Source organism: Terriglobus roseus (assembly GCF_900102185.1).
In the GTDB taxonomy this organism is placed as follows: domain Bacteria; phylum Acidobacteriota; class Terriglobia; order Terriglobales; family Acidobacteriaceae; genus Terriglobus; species Terriglobus roseus_A.
The window spans coordinates 1,062,770-1,080,102 of record NZ_LT629690.1 but is presented as its reverse complement, the minus strand read 5'-3'; the positions used below and the strand labels follow the sequence as shown (position 1 = coordinate 1,080,102).

Below are 17,333 nucleotides of genomic sequence, written 5' to 3'. Positions count from 1 at the left end.
GCGCTACTCTTCGCGAAGAACCTCTAGTGGTTTCTGCCCGAGAACGCGATAACTTGCGAGCCATCCCGTCAGCACAGTCAGAGCCATGACAGCCACGAGTGAAAGCAAGTTGACCCACCCCAGGAAGTGATACTCCAGATCAAGCCGTGACAACACCACACGAACTGTCAGGTTTGCGAACACCAATCCCACCAAACCGGCGACCAAACCCAACGTCGCAAACTCAATAGAGAAAATCGTCGCAATACGCGACCTTGTTGCGCCAAGCGTTTTCAACACCACCACTTCACGAATGCGACGATAACGCGTTCCCGCAATAGCGCTCGCAAGAATCACGAGTCCCGCGAAAATCGAAAATCCTGCCAGAAACTGGACAACGAGCGACACCTGCAACAGCACGCTGCGCAACGTCTCCATCGCCTGTGCCACGTTAATCACTGTTACCGTTGGGTACTTCGCAAACAACGCACGTTGAAGCTCGCCCACACGTTCGGGATCAGCATGCGCTCCGCCGTAGTACACAACGGGCAGCCCGGCCAACGCCGATTTCGGTAACAGAAATTCAGAACGCGACCATGCGTGTTGTCCATCGGACTTGATAATGGCCGTGACTTCCGCGTTGATGGGATGATCCGGATCGCCCGGCGCTCCAAACAGAATGTGCGAGCCAAGCTGCACATGCAGACGCTCTGACATGCGCTGCCCAATCGCCACTTGCGGATGCGGATCGCCACTATGCCAAAACTCCCCGCGAACCACCTTCGTTCCCGGCGGCATCTCGTCCACCCATGTCAGTGAGATGGATTGCAACATGCGCTTAGGAAAGTTTTCCAGCTTCAATTCAGAAGCCTTCACACCATCCACCGCAATGATGCGCGACGCCACCACGGGCAACATTTCCGGCTCGCCATGAACACCGGGTTGTGACTTTAGAAGCGCTGTCACGCCTTCCACTTCGGTGGGCGCAACGTCGATGAGAAATACATTCGGTAGCGTGGGCCGCGTGGATAGTCGCAGCTCTTTCACCAGCGCTTGCGAAAGAAAAAAGACACTGGCAATCTGCATCACGCCAAGTCCCACCGCAGCCAACAAAGCCGCAGAAGGATTACCGGGACGATATAGGTTCGCCAGACCATGACGCACAACAGGCTTGAGCGAGGCTCGCGTGCTCTTCAGGAATCGCCGTAGAAGAGCAAGCACACCCCATGATGCGATCAACAGCACCACCAGCACACCTGCAAGCCCAATCGTGAAGACTCGTCCCACAACCTTTGAATCCGAAAGCGTCGTCGCAATCAGCGTGATGCCAAGAAGGATCAAAGCACCTGCAACCACCTGCGCAAACGACGCCTTGATTCTTGCGAAAATGTTTGCAGCTGTTCCCTTCTCTTCCACATCATCCACGTTGCGTCGCAGAATCAAGATGGGCCGAACACCACGAATATCCAGCAACGGCGGCATGGTGAAAAGCAGTGTCGTGAGTAGACCTGTCACCAGTCCTGCAACGATTGCAGAAACAGCGATGTGCAGCTCCGGAGTAATTCCAAGCAGCTTCGCCAGCAGTAACGGCAACACAAGCTGCACACCCACACCCAATGCCACGCCGACAGCGCCACCAATCAATCCCAATAGCACCGTCTGCACCAGGTAAATGCGAAGCACATGGGAAGATCGCGCACCCAGCGACTTCATGATGGCGATGGAATCCATCCGCTCCAGCAGATGCGTGCGCATAGCCATGGCAACTCCCACAGCGCCCAGTACCAACGCAACAAGCGAAACCAACGACAACACACCCGTCGCGCGATCCAGCGCCATAGTGATTGCAGGATTCGTCTCACGGTAATCCGTGATCTGTGCTTCAGGTAGGAAGCCTTCCAGCGTCGTCTTCAGTTTTGCAACAGCGCGATCATCGCGCTTGGGCAACATGAACAGATAGCGCTGGCCTGCACGCGAACCCGCAGCCATCAAGTGCGTCTGTTCCAGTTGATCCAACGACAACAAAATGCGCGGCCCCGCGGCAAACGATCCAGAGAGTCTGTCTGGCTCACTCAGAACAACAGCAGCAATACGCAACGTGGCATCGCCAAGCTGAATGCGATCCCCCACATGCAGCTTCAAACGAATCAGCAGATCATCGCCAACGGCAACATTCTCGCCACCAATCGCTTGTCGCAACGGCATCGCTGGTTGTAGATCGACCGTGCCATAGAACGGATACTTCGCAGGATCGACTGCCTTCAGCGCCACCAATAACGGGTCCAGCGAATGCTCGGCCGTAGCCATCGCCGCCATTTCCGTTACCGGAGTCATCTTTGTGCCGTTTGCAGTCAACCCTTCCAGTTGTTTCTGTTGAGCATCGCTTGGCTGCTGGAACATGCGTGCTGCAAGATCGCCCGCAAGAATGGATCGCGCACGCACCATTAACGTCTGTCGAAACGCGGTGGAGAATCCACGAACGCCCGTCAACGCAGCAACACCAATCGCTACCGACAGAATGACAAACAGAAATTTGCCGCGTGAAGCACGTAGTTCGCGCGATGCGATCCGAGCTGCAGTCGTCCAGGAGAGCGCGGCCACGGGTTACACCTGCTCCACGGACTTACGTTCATCCGCAATCACTTCCCCGTCGCGCACGGTCAACACACGCGTTGCATGCGCCGCTACCGCAGGATCATGTGTCACAAGCACCAATGTTGTGCCCTCACGCTGATTCAGATCCAGCAGCAGGTCCATCACGTGAGCGCCATTCTTGGAATCAAGATTTCCCGTCGGCTCATCGGCCAGCACAATCGGCGGACGCAGAATAAACGCACGCGCCAGTGCCACGCGCTGCTGCTCTCCGCCTGAGAGTTGAACAGGATAATGTTCCGCACGTTCACCAAGCCCAACCGCTTGCAGCAACTCCATCGCGCGTTCACGGCCAGCCTTCTGCTCGCTCGCAGGCGCATTCAACTCATGGGGCAACAACACGTTTTCAAGCGCCGTAAGCGTGGGAATTAGCTGATAGCTCTGAAAGACAAAGCCAATCAGCTTGCCGCGCACCTCTGCAAGTTTGTCCTCTGGCAGATAGCTGATCGCAGTGCCATTCAGAACCACGTTCCCTGAAGTGGGCGTATCAAGTCCCGCCAGCAATCCGAGCAATGTACTCTTTCCCGAACCGGACGAGCCCACAATGGCGACAAACTCGCCTGCCGCAACATCGAACGATATGCCACGAAGAATCTCAACCGTACGAGATCCATTGCGAATGGATTTGCGAAGATCATCTACGCGGATACTGGAGGCTGCAGTCGTCGAAGTCAGGCGGTTACTCGCTTTCTGGCGGAATCTGCTATGGTTTGCAACAACGGAGAGCCGGAGTTGAGGTCGATGATACAGCGTTCCCCCTTCACACTTATCTGTACGTTTGCCGTGGCAGTAATGTTCCTGTTAACGGGCTGCGAACCCAAGCATCGTGACCGTGCTACCGACAGCAAAAACGGTGGCGCTACGCCAACAGCCTCCATGCAATTGAAGTCTGATGCGGCCATCGCCTCCACAAATGACGTGGATGACGGCCGGCCCGTGATCGCCTGTTTTGGCGACAGCCTCACCGCAGGGCTCGGCGTCGACGTCGACAGCAGCTATCCCGCCGATCTTCAGCGCGAGCTAGATAAGGCTGGCTACCACTACCGCGTGGTCAACATGGGCATCAGTGGCGACACCACCAAGGACGCACTGGCGCGGATTGACCGCGTTCTGGCCATGAAGCCCGCGATCACAGTCGTGGAATTTGGCGGCAACGACGGCCTGCGCGGAGTTCCCGTGGCCAACTCACGTCAGAACCTCGATGACATCCTTGGGCGCCTCACCCACACAGGTACGCAGGTAGCGCTTGCAGGCATTACATTGCCGCCGCAGTACAGCGCGCCATACATCAAGGACTTCAACGAGACCTACACGGTACTCGCAAAGAAGTACTCTGTACCGCTGCTTCCATTCGTTCTGCAGGATGTTTACGGAGTGCCCGGCAGCATTCAATCAGACGGCATTCACCCCACAGCGCAAGGCTGCAAGCAGGTGGCAAAGAACGTCCTCAACTTAATCCAACCGATGCTGAAGAAGTAACGCTGGCATCCTAAGCAATGTTTACGTGTGGCTGGATCAGTGTTCCGGCCACACGTTTGCCAATGCCCAGCAATTCCTTGCTACCGCTGAAAATCCGCACCAGCGGCGCATCAGAAAACTCTGGCAGATTCACCGCCATGCCGTTGCGCAGCTTCGTCTGCGAACCTTCATCCGCAGTCACTGCAGGCATCTCCGGAAGCACAGAACGAGGATGCCGCATCAATTCCTGCACCGTACCTGCATTTGCCGCTTCAATCAACTGCTCGCGCGTCACCGTATCCGCCAGCGTGAACACACCCGCCTGCGTTCTGCGCAGCGAAGACAGATGAGCGCCGCAACCGGCAAGCTGACCCAGCTCATGCGCCACGGAACGCACATAGCCACCCGATGAAACGTGCATGGCAAAGCTGGAGGTATCGCCCTCCAGCCCCGTCAGCTCAAAGTTGTGAATCGTAATGCGCGCCGGCTTCACGGCCACTTCCTTGCCCTGCCGCGCCAGCTTATGTGCCGGAACTCCACCAATCTTCTTGGCAGAAAAAACAGGCGGAACCTGGTCAATCGTCCCGTGAAAACGCGCACTTAACGCACGCAATTCCTCCAGCGAAGCGCGCAAAGGCTGCGCCTCACCCGCGGGCTGACCTTCAGAGTCATAGGTATCCGTCGCAAAACCAAAGCGAATAGTCCCGGTGTACTGCTTATCGGCCGCATTGAAAAACTGCGCCAGCCGGGTCCATTTCCCCAGCAACAGCGGCAAAACTCCCGTCGCCATAGGGTCCAACGTGCCCAAATGGCCAACAGAGCGTTCCCCGCTGGCACGCCGTACCAGCGAAACAACATCGTGAGAGGTGAGTCCGGAGGGTTTATCGAAAATCAGAAGGCCGTTCATTGCAACCTTTCCATTAGACCACCGTTCCCTCGGGAAACCGAACGATGCCCTGACGCTCACCCTGCGGCAGCTGTGAAAATATTCTGCGATATATCTTGCATCCGAACACGAGAGGGAGTATCTAAGATATATCTCACGATATATCGCGAGAAGGAGGTACGAAATGTTTAAGTTTTCTATGCACTGCCCCGATCCTCGGGGATTCCATCGCGGAGACCGTCGTGGACGGTGCGGTGACCGCTTTGCCGGAGAATACGCAGAAGGCCGCGAAGGATTCTTTCCCGGTGGTCGCCACGGACGCTTTGGCGGACCGCGAGGCCCATTCGGAGAGGGCTTCGGCCCCTTCGGCAAAGGTCGCGGAGGTTTTGGTGGCGGACGCGAACGCCTGTTCGACAGTGGCGTGATGCGTCTGGTCATCCTGCGCGAACTGGCCCAGGAACCGGCTTACGGTTACCAGCTCATCAAGCGACTGGAAGAGCTTATGGCGGGTGGTTATCGTCCCAGCGCGGGCGTGATCTACCCCACGCTCACCATGCTCGAGGAGCAGGGCTTCACAGTCGCCACCCTCAACGAAGCGGGTAAGAAGGTCTACTCAGTCACCGACGAGGGCAAGGCATTCTTGAACGAAAATCAGGAACGCCTGAACGAACTGGAACACCTGATGAAAGCTGCCGGACGCGGATTTGCTCGCGGCCGTTCGCCAGAGATCATGGAAGCCATGGGTGCATTGCGCGAAGCAATCGGCGACCGCATCCGCCGCGACGACAGCACGCCGGAACAAGTTAGGAAGGTTGCCGAACTATTGCAGAACGCAGCCAAAGCCATCCGCGAAATCTAATCGCTCTCAACAAACAGGGTTCCCATCACACATGGGAACCCTGACGTATTTCCCCATGTAACAAATCCCTCTCTGCCTGTCCTCACAGAAATTTCAAACGCTGAAATCATTTTTTGAAATTTCACGCAGCATTCGTGATAAGTAACTAATCAGCAATCCCAAAACTCAGTGCCACATCATGCGCCACCGTTCTGGTTGGCCATGATTGCTTATGTACATCGGCCATGCTGCGATGTGCTTCCTTTGCCGCGTACCTGCGGGAAGGTTTTGCCATACCTGTTGCTTCATTCAAAAATCGCCGTTCAGGTCAATTACCTGAGCAGTTCCTGACACTCGGACACGCTTCACTTTGAACGTATTGAAGGAGGTAGTGCAATGAGTCGTATTCCGGCACTCTTTGCCGTTACGGCGTTATCCTTGAGCGCAACCGTTGCGTTTGCGCAAACAACAACAACTGGTGCTATCGGTGGCGTAGTCAGCGACCAATCGGGAGCAGTCATCTCCGGTGCCACCGTCCGTCTTACTGACCAGAAGACGCACACCTCGCGAACAGTAAAAAGCTCTGGGTCTGGCTCCTATCGCTTCGATCTTCTCGCACCAGGACTCTATGACATTCATGTCGAGCAGTCTGGATTCGCCCAGCTGGATTCCACCATCACCGTGAACTCGTCGCAGGTAGCCTCTGCAGATTTGAAGCTCGCCGTTGGTAGTGAATCGCAAACCGTCGAAGTGCAGGCTGTTGCTGGCCTGATCAACGCAGAGAACGGCAACGTTGCCACAACGGTCAGCCAGATCCAGGTGGAAGAAGTTCCAAACTCTGGCAACAACCTCCTCTTTGAAACCAAGATCACGCCTGGCTTCAACACGGGCTTCGGCACCAGCTCCCGCACGCTGTATCAGATTGACGGTCAGAACTTCAATGACCCGTACAACAACGCGAACAACTCGGGTGCGTCAAACCTCACGCTGGGCCTGAACGACGTGCAGGAAGCGTCGATCATTGCAAACGGTTACTCAGGTCAGTACGGCGGCCTTGCAGGCGCAACAGCCAGCTTTGTCACCAAGAGCGGGTCCAACCGTCTGCATGGCAATGCAAGCTGGTATTGGACTGGACGTTCGCTCGTCGCAAACACGTACGCGCACAAGCAGGCAGGTCCGGGCAACATCACGCCGCGTTCATTTGTGAATGCAAACCAATGGTCAGCGTTGATCAGCGGCCCTGTCGTGATTCCTCACGTGTTCGACGGCCATGACAAGCTCTTCTTCCTTGCCGACGCGGAAGGTCTGCGAGCCATCATTCCCGCAACGCCCGTCACTGTACTTCTGCCATCGCAAAACCTGCAGACGTACACGTTAAAGAAGCTGGCCGCGAACGGACTGTCGAAGTCGATCCCGTTCTACCAGAATATGTTCAACATCTATAACGCTGCTGGCGCTTCGCACGGTGTGCCTGTCAATGCACCCGGCGCGTCCACCGGCAATCCCAATGCAAGCTCTGCTTACGCGCTATCAACGGGCTGCGGCACGTTGAATGCAACAGACATGGCAGCACTCGGAACCACAGCCGGTGCCTGCACCAACTACTATTCGTCAACGGCGACGACATACGCAAATGAAGCACTGATGATCTTCCGTACGGACGCGGTACTCAGTCCGCACGACAAGATGTTCGTTCGTTACGAGCACGACTCCGGTACGCAGCCCACAACAACTGATCCTGTCAGCGCTGCCTTTAACGCGATCAGCATTCAGCCCCAGCACAGCGGCCAGTTGAATGAAACGCATATCTTCGGAACGAAGGCCACCAACAGCGTCATCCTTGCTGGCCTTTGGTACGGAGCCTTGTTTGGACCAGCAGATCTGAATGCCTCGCTTGCAGTCTTCCCTGCACAGTTGGGCTTCGCAGATAGCTCATTGACGGGCCTTGGTGGCAGCAATGCAAGCTTCCCCACGGGACGTAACATCACCACCGTTCAGGTGCAGGACGACTTCGCTCTCGATGCTGGCGCACACACACTGAAGTTTGGCGGCAAGTTCTACTACATCAAGGAGAACGATCACTACTTCACCGCGAACACGGTGCCTAACATCTCCGCACAAACCATGGGCGCCTTCATCAACGGTGGTGTGGATACGCCGGGCGGCAAGGTCACAACCTTCACGCAGGCTTTCCCGTTGCGTCCTAACTACCCGGTTGGCTATAACCAGTGGGCAGCCTACGCAGAAGACAACTGGAAGGCGTTCCGCAGTTTGAGCCTCTCCTTCGCTCTGCGACTGGAACATCAGGGCAACATCAGCTGCTTGAGCGGTTGCATCACGCGTTTGTCATCGCCGTGGTTCCAACTGACCCACGACGCGTCCGTGCCATACAACCAGGCATACAGCTTCAACAACAAGGAGACGCTGTACGGACTGCAGAAGCTCGAATGGCAGCCACGCATCGGCTTCGCTTACAACCCGCCCATCATGCATGACAGCATGGTCGTCCGTGGTGGTTTCGGCCTCTTCTATGACGGTCTTGCCGGAAGCATTCTCGAAGGCTTAGCCAAGAACCCGCCAACGAAGAACACCTTCTCCTCCATCAGCGGCGACAACCTTGCCAACACGGAAGGCAGCAACCTGTTCAACGATGCCGTTGCATTGAACTCAGCCTTCTCGTCAGGCATCACAAACGGCGGAACAGTTGCCAGCATCAAGGCTAGCCTTCCCACCGCACTGCAGAAGTTCTTCACACCACCGTCGGTCTATACGTCGCAACCCAACTTCCGCATGACGTATATCGAGAAGTGGAACCTTGAAGTACAGAAGCAGTTCGGACGTTGGGATGTGCTCTCCATCAACTACCTCGGAAACCACGCACTCCATCAGCCGTATACCAATGCGGGCTTGAACGCGTACTCACCCGCGGCAAGCGCAGCAGCAGCCACCTCAGCCAAACCTTACATTGTTGGTCTGCCCACAGCGCAGCCTGACTCACGCTTTGGTACGGTGTACTACTACGCTTCGGGCGGCTCCTCAAACTACAACGGCGTCATCATCACGGCGACGCATAAGTTTGGTTTGAGCGGAAGCCTCATCACCGCCGGATACACCCTTGGCAAGCAGCTTGATACGGGTGCCAATGGTTTCTCCACCTCCACCGCAACCGGCACAACAGACATCGGTGCTCCGGTCGATCCCTATCACCCGAACCTGAGCTATGGACCATCCACCACAGATGAACGTCATAACCTGGTCATCAACTACGTCTATCGTCTACCGTTCAAGAATTTCTTCTACGGTGGATGGCAGATCTCCGGTGCGGCATTTGCCTACTCTGGCCTTCCGTTCACACCGGTAGACACGGCGCTGTCCTCCACCATCTCCACCTATACAAACGGTGCGTATGGCGGAAGCATTCTGCCTACATATTTGGGTGGCGGTCAGGCTACATGCAACTACGGCAAACAGGTCTGCTTGCAGAAGTCACAGTTCTCCAGCTCTCTTCCAGGACAGAGCAATGTGGCTTCCGTCAATGCAGCCTATGTTCGCAATGCGTTCCGCGGACCTAAGTACATCAGCACCGATCTTGCAGTCACAAAGTCTTTCCCGCTGCACTGGGAAGGCGGCGTGTTCTCAGTCTCCGCTCAGGCATTCAACGTCCTGAATCACCTTAACTTCTCGCGCCCCACCGGCTCCTTCTCCTCGACATCCTTTGCTGTGGTCACTTCCACAGTGAACCCGTCGGGTATCTTCAGCGGTGTCGGCGGCGATGACTCACCTCGTATTCTTCAGTTGAAAGCGAAGATCGAGTTCTAACCAACCAACGAAAATGCCCCGATCCTAAGCAGGATCGGGGCATTCTTCTTTTCAGACACTCGGCTTAGATCGATGACCGACGAATCAATGAAAGAAACTCATTCCGAGTTTGCGCGCTTTCGCGGAAGCATCCCAGCATCGTCGAAGTAGACGTCATGCTTCCCTGCTTTTCCACACCACGCATCATCATGCACAGGTGCTGCGCTTCCAGAATCACAGCCACGCCCTGCGGATGGATCGCCTCAACAATTGCGTCAGCAATCTCGCGTGTCATGCGCTCCTGCACTTGCAGACGACGCGCATACACATCCACCAGCCGAGCCACCTTGCTCAGGCCAATCACCTTGCCCTTGGGGATGTACGCAATGTGCGCCTTGCCGAAGAACGGCAGCATGTGATGCTCGCACAGTGAGTAGAACTCAATGTCGCGAACAATGACCATCTCGTCATAGTCCACATCGAACAGCGCACCGCGCAGAATCTCTGTTGCGCTCTGTTCATAACCCTGCGTCAGATACGTCATCGCTTTCGTGATGCGTTCCGGGGTCTTGATCAATCCATCGCGAGCGGGGTCTTCCCCAAGCCGACGCAGTAATTCGCGGTGAATGTCTTCTGTACTCGCTGCATGCAGCTCCAGCGTGGGATCTGCAACAGCAGTATGTGTCTCCAAACGACTATCTTCCATCAATCAAGACTCTTTCACGCGCAGCTACGAAAGCAACGGCTGCGTCCTGTTATCTGACGGCAGGTCGAAACTGTTGTTCGCCGTCTCTTCAATCCGTATCGCATGCAGCCGCAACTTTCCCGCCGCATCCAACTTCGGCACTTCGCTGCGGAAGATGCGTTCCACTTCAATCGTCAGGTTCTCTGTAGAAGGCACGAAATCACTAGCAAACACTGGATCATCATTCATCGAAACCTGATCGAACCTGTCCATCAACTCACGCCTCGCCAACGCATCCAGCTTCGGCATATCCACTACAAAACCGGTGACAGGATCAATCGGCCCCGCAACCGTCACTTCCACAAAGTAGTTGTGCCCATGCCCAAAAGGGTTGTTGCACTTCCCATACGTGTCGCGATTCTGTTCCACCGAAAGCGAAGGTGCATTGAGGCGGTGCATCGCAGAAAACCGATAGCGCCGCGAGAAGTATGCCAGCGGAGCCATTAAGCCTCCTCGCCGTAGTAATCGGCAAACAGGTCATCCATCTCGTACACGCGCACGCGATGTAGCTTCGCATTGGGAATCTTCCCATCCAGCCGACGCCAGATCGCCACCGCAATGTTCTCCGTAGTCGGCACCGTCGAAGCAAACTCCGGCACTTCGTAATTCAGGTGGCGATGGTCATACACACTGACCACCTGCTCTTCCAGAATGTCTTTCAACAGCTTCAGGTCCACCACAAATCCGGTGACCGGATCCACCTCACCACCCACCGTCACTTCCAGCGTGTAGTTATGCCCGTGGCCATTCGCATTGGCACACTTGCCAAAGACAGCAAGGTTCTTCTCCTCGCTCCAATCAGGGTTGCGATAGAAGTGCGCGGAAGAAAAATCGGCTTTGCGGGTCAGGTAAATCATCGTTTGTCAGTGTATTGGATGTCGGAACACCCCGAACCGTTTCATGGGCAAACATCAATCCCAACAGGCAGTTAAGTCGTGTACTCCCGCCCCTTCCAAACCACGGCACGAGCAATCTTCACCTTCTGCCACGACCGGAACAGCAACAGCGCAAACAGCGGCAGCGCCACAATACTCAGCACGCGATCCACAAACGGCACATTCGACCGCCCCACCCGTCCGAAGTACCGCACCACCACCCGCAGCCACAGAATCGCAATCGCCAGAACCTGCCAATACACCAGGTTCGGCCACACAAACGGCAGCAGCGGCAGCCCCAGCAGCAGCACAAAGTTCAGCAGCGCAATAAAAGCCATGAACAGCGGATTGCGGAACAGCAGAGCCAGGTTCTTCGTCCAGCCCTCCACCATCTCCGACGTCGTCCGATACATCCGTGCCGACACCGCCTCCGCCGCATAGCGAAAACGAATCGCATGCCGACGCTTCACCTTCTGCGCCAGCACGACATCTTCCAGCACCTCGGCTGCAACAGCCTTATGCCCGCCGATATCGAAATACACCTGCCGCCGCACCAACAGAAACTGCCCATTCGCCGCCGCAATCGGACTCGAAGGATCGCTCACCTTCTTCGGTGGATAGGTGCTCGCAAGCTCCGAAAAGATCAGCGGCATCACCGCGCGCTGCGCCAGGTTCGCGTTGATCTGCTTCGGCGAATAGCTCAACAGAGCCACATCGTGCCGCTCCGCCTCCACAATGGCCCTGTGCAGCGAGTTCGGTTCATGCAGCGTATCCGCATCCGTAAACAACAGCCACTTCGCCGTCTGCGCCACCGGCTGCTGCGCGCCAAGCCACAACGCCGCATTCTTCCCGGTAAATCCCTTACGCTGCGACTTCAGCGGCTCAGCACGAAGCACCTCTACCCCATCGCGCCCTGCCGCCAGCTTCGACGCAATGGCAAACGTCTCATCGGTCGAGCTGTCATCGATCACAAGCAGATGCCAGTGCTTTCCCAGCTCAAACCCCGGCTCGCTCTGCCGAAGCAGCGATTCCATGCAGCCGCTAATGTTTAGCTCTTCATTCCGCGCCGGGATCAGCACCGTCAGGGCGTGCGTGGAAGGCTCATCTTCCACAATCTTTGAGGACGCAGCCGCCTCCCGCCGCGCCGAAGCGGCCGAAGGGCTACCGTCAAAGCGAAACTCAAATTTCGGAGCCGGTTTGGTCAAATCCGGCGTCTTGTTCTGATCGTCACTCATGCGCCTTCGTATTATAGGAAGCGTGAGATTCCGCGTCGCCTCCCGTTCCCTGATTCTGTCCGCCAGCCTGCTGGCCCCTGCCCTTTTCGCGGGCTGCAACCGTGGCGACCACCCTCAGCAAATCGCCGAAGTCGCGCCTGATTTCACCGTCCAGAACGGTGCGCAGTCCATCCAACTGAGCAAGTTCCGGGGCAAAGTCGTTCTGCTCAACTTCTGGGCCACATGGTGCGCGCCCTGCATCGACGAGCTGCCCAGCTTGCAGCGCCTCCAGGCCCTCCGCCCGGATATCCAGGTCGTCGCTGTCTCAATTGACGACGACCCCGACGCCTACAACAAGTTCCTGCAGCAATACAGCATCAACCTGCTCAGCGCCCGCGACGGCACGCAGGGAGCCAACCTCAAGTACGGTTCCGTCCGTGTACCGGAGACCTTCCTGATCGACCGCCAGGGCAACATCCGCCGCAAATTCATCGGCCCGCAGGAGTGGACAAACTCCGAAATCATGAACTATCTCGACAAAATCTAAAACGCCTCAATCGTGAAAGGGCCCGGCGTTAGCCGGGCCCTTCGCACAACAGAAGGCGGGTGCCCCACGTCTCGATTTTGAGACGTGGGATTCCGGTTACTTCACGCTCGGCGCATCATCCGCAGGCAAATCACCCAGCGTGTACTGAATACCCGCCAGCACATGCGTCATGATCGGCGTCATGGCATAGATGTGTTCGCTATGCCCTAGCGCCTCGTAGAACACGCGCCCCTTGCCCTCGCGATGGATCCAGCTCAACGCGTAGTCGCCATCCGTGCGCTTCGTCGCAGCAGGCTCCTTCGCCTTGTCCTCTGCGGACATCTTCGAGTAGTCCACACTTGTCAGCACGTGCACGTTCTTGCGGCTGAACGACTCCTGCAGGAAGGTATAGATCTCGTCGTGCACCTCAAACTCGCGGCCATGGAACATCGCGGTCAGCGGGCTCTTCGGATCGTCAATCTTCACCCAAACTGGCTGCGGATACACCCAGTGAAACTTAAAGAAGCCGCCAATCATCTTGTTGAACTCCGGCCACGTCCCCTCCGGCTTCAGCCCCGAATCACGCGCCGGTACCGTGTGATACGTGTCTCCCGCAGCATGAATGCCGGCAATGCCATGACCGCTGCGCACAAAGTCCATCAGCGCCTTCTTACGGGCATCGGTTACCGGGTCCTTGGGATCACCAAGGAATTCCAGCGTGGTGCTATCCAGGAAAATACCGTCGTAGTTGGCCAGGTTCGCCGCATTGATATCAGCAGAATCGTAGGTGATCGTCGCGGTATACGCGCCAGTCTTCTCGCCCATCGCCTTCACCGTCTCCGCAGCCAGCGGAATCGACGAATGGAAGAAGCCCGCAGCCTTGCACAGGATCAGCAGTTTGCGCGCCTGCTTCGGCTTTGCCGGAGCCGTCAGCGGCAGGTTATCCAGCATGGCCACGTAGTCTTCCAACTGCGACTTCTGAATCTGTACGCCATCCTTAATCGATTGCGGACGCCCCGGGCTGGGCACCGTCTTCTCTTTCAACAGCACAGTGGAATCCTGCGCAACAGCACAGGTGGCGAATAGCAGACAGGCAACAGCAGCAAGCGGACGGATCACGGTTCCTCCAGGGATTTCGGTAACGTTCTGAACCGTATCAATGTGAAAAGCGGCGCGTCAACGCCGCTTCTCCACATCACCGCAAGATGGCGCTATTGCAGCTTCGGTCGGCCATCGCAGAATACCCGGAACGAACGCCCGCCCAGAATCACCTTGTCACCGATATCGGATTCGGCAAACGGATCATCGACGTTCTGTGTATCCAAGACCTGGTGCCACGGCGTGTCTCCCGGCGGTGGCGGCAACGTAAACTCCACGCCGTCTGCCGCGGCATTCACCATGAACAGGAAGCTGTTGTCCTTCAGCGGTACACCATCCTCATCCGTAACGCCTAAGGTATTGCCGTTCAGCATGAAGCCAAGCGAACGCTGCCATCCGGCGCCCCAATCTTCTTCATGGAACTCCTCGCCGTTTGAGTTGAACCACGCAATATCACGCACCACGGAACCTCGAATCGTACGGTCCTGAAAGAACTTCCTGCGCCGCAGATTCGGATGGTTCTTGCGCAACTGAATCAGCTTCGTGGTGAAATCCATCAATCGCTTGCGAGGAGGATCCAGCTTCCAGTCGTACCAGGTGATCTCGTTGTCCTGGCAGTAACCATTGTTGTTGCCACGTTGCGAACGACCCACCTCGTCGCCACCGCAGATCATGGGCACGCCCTGCGACAACACCAGCGTCGCCAGGAAATTACGCACCTGCCGCTCGCGCAATTCGTTAATGCCTGCGTCGTCCGTTGGCCCTTCCGCGCCCATGTTCCAGCTATCGTTGTTGTCGGCGCCATCGGTATTGTTATCGCCATTGGCTTCGTTGTGCTTGCCGTTAAAACTGACAAGGTCTGTCAACGTGAAGCCGTCATGCGCGGTAACAAAGTTGATTGACGCATATGGCCTGCGTCCATCCTGCTGATACAGATCGCTTGATCCCGTAATGCGATAAGCAAAGTCTGACAACAATCCTTCATCGCCCTTCCAGAACCTGCGCACAGTATCGCGATAGCGACCATTCCACTCCGCCCACAGCACAGGGAAATTACCAACCTGGTAGCCGCCTTCACCCACATCCCATGGCTCTGCAATCAGCTTTACGCTTTGCAAGATCGGGTCTTGATGGATGACGTTGAAGAAGCTTGACAGCTTCGAGACGCCATCCTGATCGCGTGCCAAAGTAGCCGCAAGATCAAAACGGAAACCATCCACGTGCATCTCCGTCACCCAATAGCGCAGAGAATCCATCACCAGCATCAACACCTGCGGATGCATCACGTTCAGCGTGTTGCCCGTGCCGGTGTAATCCATGTAATACCGCGGATTATCCACCACTTGCCGGTAATACGTCGTGTTATCAATTCCCTTCATGCTCAGCGACGGCCCCAGGCGATTGCCTTCGCACGTGTGGTTGTAGACCACGTCCAGGATGACCTCGATGCCTGCCGCGTGCAGGCTCTTCACCATCTCTTTAAACTCACGCACCTGTCCGCCGGTATCGCCCGAAGAACTGTAGCGCGACATGGGAGCGAAATAGCTGAGCGTGTTGTAGCCCCAATAATCGCGCAATCCACGATCAATCAGGTGGCCTTCATCAATGAAGTGATGCACCGGCAGCAATTCCACCGCCGTAACACCCAACATCTTGAAGTAGTTAATGCTCGCCTCCGACGCCAAAGCCGCATACGTCCCGCGAAGCTTCTCTTCCACCATAGGATTCTGTTTTGAAAATCCGCGAACATTCACCTCGTAGATCACTGAATCCGCAAGCAGCGTCTGCGGAGGACAATCATCCCCCCAGTCAAACTTCGGATCAATCACCACAGACTTCGGCACACCCGCCGCAGAGTCCTGATCATCCTTCTTCAGATCGTCACCGCTAATCACGTCATACGGAAAGATCGGCGCTTTCCAATCCACCTCGCCCGTCAGCGCCTTCGCGTACGGATCGCACAGCAGCTTCGCGGAGTTGAATCGTAGCCCCTTCTCCGGCTCCCACGGACCCTCCACACGATAGCCATAGCGTTGTCCTGGCTTAATGCCTTTCACCAACCCGTGCCAAACAAAGGCTGTGCGTTCTTTTAGTTCAATGCAATCAGTCTGTTTGTCCTCCTCATCAAAAAAACAAACAGAGAGTCCAGTTGCGTTTTCGGAATACACCGCAAAATTTGTGCCGCGTGATGAAGAAGTGGCTCCCAATGGATAGGGAACGCCGGGAAGAACAGTTCGGCTCATTAACTTTCCAATTCCTTTGTGTCTGCGAAATCCCCCTATGGGATGCACCTTTGCTCTGAGGGGATGGGCGCGCACTTTCCACAGCAACGCCGCCGCGCGTACAGTGGTGTCGTTTCATCAACTTCCACTGCAAGGAATCTCCGGTAATGCGTTGGATTTACACGTCTGTCCTCGTGCTCTCTTCGGCAGCTCTCATGGCGCAATCACCAGCGACACCGCGTCCCACAGGCGGACCAAAACCGCAAGCCGTTCCAACTGACTGGAATAATCACGACGGTTACACGTCACTCTTCGACGGCAGCACACTCTCCGGTTGGGCAGGCGATGCAAAAGTATGGAGCGTGGAAGACAACGCCATCGTCGGCCAATACAAATCGCCGGAAGGCGGACGCAATCCCGAAACCTTCCTCATCCTGCAAGGCAAGGAACCCGCAGACTTCGATCTGCGTCTTGAAATCAAGCTGCAAGGTGTCACCGCCGACAGCGGCATTCAATATCGCAGTTACATCGCACCACCAACGCCGCCACGTCCCGGTGCACCCGCCATGCCGCAGGCCGATCCGCGTTACATCGTTGGCGGCTATCAATGCGATGCAAACTTCATCGGCAACTACACCGGACAAGTTGTCGATGGTCACGGACGCATCATCGTCGCATCACGCAGCGAAGTCGTCCACGCAGAAACAGGCAAGCCCATGGAACGCATCGCCGTCGTAGGCACGCGAGAAGAACTCGGTGGCTACTGGCATCCCAACGAATGGAATCAGATGGAAATCATCGCGCGCGGCCACGTCCTCACACACATTCTCAACGGCCACGTCATGGCCGTCTTCATTGACGACGACACAACAAAGCTTCGCGAAAAAGGCCTCATCGCGCTGCAAACCGCAGGCTCGGGAACGGTAAAAATATCCTTCCGCAATCTGTGGCTGAAAGATCTGCAATAAAAAAGGAGGCTGCCGGCAGGGCAGCCTCCGCTCAACTTCAAACCTACTTCTCTTCGATGCGTTCATCGAGCATC

The 17,333-nt window shown here is 56.2% G+C and carries 14 protein-coding genes; 5 read left to right on the top strand and 9 right to left on the bottom strand.

Going from position 1 to position 17,333, the window contains the following annotated elements:
• Positions 1–3: 3 nt before the first annotated feature.
• Positions 4–2,580, bottom strand: a complete 2,577-nt coding sequence (locus tag BLT38_RS04565) for an ABC transporter permease (protein ID WP_083344128.1) — start codon at positions 2,578–2,580, stop codon at positions 4–6.
• 3 nt (positions 2,581–2,583) lie between these two features.
• A complete protein-coding gene (locus BLT38_RS04560) occupies positions 2,584–3,306 on the bottom strand; it encodes an ABC transporter ATP-binding protein (protein ID WP_419865771.1) in 723 nt (240 codons plus the stop codon).
• Between the two features lie 66 nt (positions 3,307–3,372).
• On the opposite strand from BLT38_RS04560, the gene BLT38_RS04555 reads away from it, so the two are divergent.
• Entirely contained in the window at positions 3,373–4,110 is a 738-nt protein-coding gene (locus BLT38_RS04555; protein WP_231966741.1) for an arylesterase, read from the top strand.
• 10 nt (positions 4,111–4,120) lie between these two features.
• Here BLT38_RS04555 and truB read toward each other — a convergent pair whose 3' ends face one another.
• On the bottom strand, positions 4,121–4,996 hold the full coding sequence (gene truB, locus BLT38_RS04550) for a tRNA pseudouridine(55) synthase TruB (protein ID WP_083344126.1): 876 nt from the start codon (positions 4,994–4,996) through the stop codon (positions 4,121–4,123).
• A 163-nt stretch (positions 4,997–5,159) separates the two neighbouring features.
• Between truB and BLT38_RS04545 the strand changes: the two genes are divergently transcribed.
• Complete coding sequence (locus BLT38_RS04545; RefSeq protein ID WP_083344125.1) at positions 5,160–5,834, top strand: PadR family transcriptional regulator; 675 nt, start codon at positions 5,160–5,162, stop codon at positions 5,832–5,834.
• Between the two features lie 375 nt (positions 5,835–6,209).
• Positions 6,210–9,632 (top strand): carboxypeptidase-like regulatory domain-containing protein, encoded by a 3,423-nt coding sequence (locus tag BLT38_RS04540; RefSeq protein WP_083344124.1) that lies wholly within the window; start codon positions 6,210–6,212, stop codon positions 9,630–9,632.
• A 64-nt stretch (positions 9,633–9,696) separates the two neighbouring features.
• Here the strand turns inward: BLT38_RS04540 and folE are convergent, their stop codons facing one another.
• The 4 genes from folE to BLT38_RS04520 all read right to left on the bottom strand — a co-directional run bounded on the left by folE (position 9,697) and on the right by BLT38_RS04520 (position 12,466).
• Positions 9,697–10,317, bottom strand: coding sequence for a GTP cyclohydrolase I FolE (gene folE / locus BLT38_RS04535; RefSeq protein WP_083344123.1), 621 nt, complete (start codon positions 10,315–10,317; stop codon positions 9,697–9,699).
• 24 nt (positions 10,318–10,341) lie between these two features.
• Positions 10,342–10,800 carry a 6-carboxytetrahydropterin synthase gene (locus BLT38_RS04530; protein WP_083344122.1) on the bottom strand — a complete coding sequence of 153 codons (459 nt, stop codon included), beginning with the start codon at positions 10,798–10,800 and terminating at the stop codon, positions 10,342–10,344.
• The gene (locus BLT38_RS04525; protein WP_083344121.1) at positions 10,800–11,213 is read right to left on the bottom strand and encodes a 6-pyruvoyl trahydropterin synthase family protein; all 414 of its coding nucleotides are present in this window, start codon (positions 11,211–11,213) and stop codon (positions 10,800–10,802) included. Before BLT38_RS04525 ends, BLT38_RS04530 begins: the two co-directional genes overlap by 1 nt.
• A 71-nt stretch (positions 11,214–11,284) precedes the next feature.
• Entirely contained in the window at positions 11,285–12,466 is a 1,182-nt protein-coding gene (locus BLT38_RS04520; protein WP_083344120.1) for a glycosyltransferase, read from the bottom strand.
• A 22-nt stretch (positions 12,467–12,488) separates the two neighbouring features.
• Between BLT38_RS04520 and BLT38_RS04515 the strand changes: the two genes are divergently transcribed.
• Complete coding sequence (locus BLT38_RS04515; protein WP_231966740.1) at positions 12,489–12,992, top strand: TlpA family protein disulfide reductase; 504 nt, start codon at positions 12,489–12,491, stop codon at positions 12,990–12,992.
• A gap of 96 nt (positions 12,993–13,088) precedes the next feature.
• Here BLT38_RS04515 and BLT38_RS04510 read toward each other — a convergent pair whose 3' ends face one another.
• Together BLT38_RS04510 and glgX are read right to left on the bottom strand one after the other, a co-directional pair.
• Positions 13,089–14,090: a ThuA domain-containing protein gene (locus tag BLT38_RS04510; protein ID WP_231966739.1), complete on the bottom strand. Its 1,002-nt coding sequence runs from the start codon at positions 14,088–14,090 to the stop codon at positions 13,089–13,091.
• Positions 14,091–14,182: 92 nt separating this feature from the next.
• Entirely contained in the window at positions 14,183–16,312 is a 2,130-nt protein-coding gene (gene glgX / locus BLT38_RS04505) for a glycogen debranching protein GlgX (protein ID WP_083344117.1), read from the bottom strand.
• Between the two features lie 146 nt (positions 16,313–16,458).
• On the opposite strand from glgX, the gene BLT38_RS04500 reads away from it, so the two are divergent.
• The gene (locus BLT38_RS04500) at positions 16,459–17,259 is read left to right on the top strand and encodes a 3-keto-disaccharide hydrolase (protein ID WP_083344116.1); all 801 of its coding nucleotides are present in this window, start codon (positions 16,459–16,461) and stop codon (positions 17,257–17,259) included.
• The last annotated feature ends 74 nt before the right edge of the window (positions 17,260–17,333 follow it).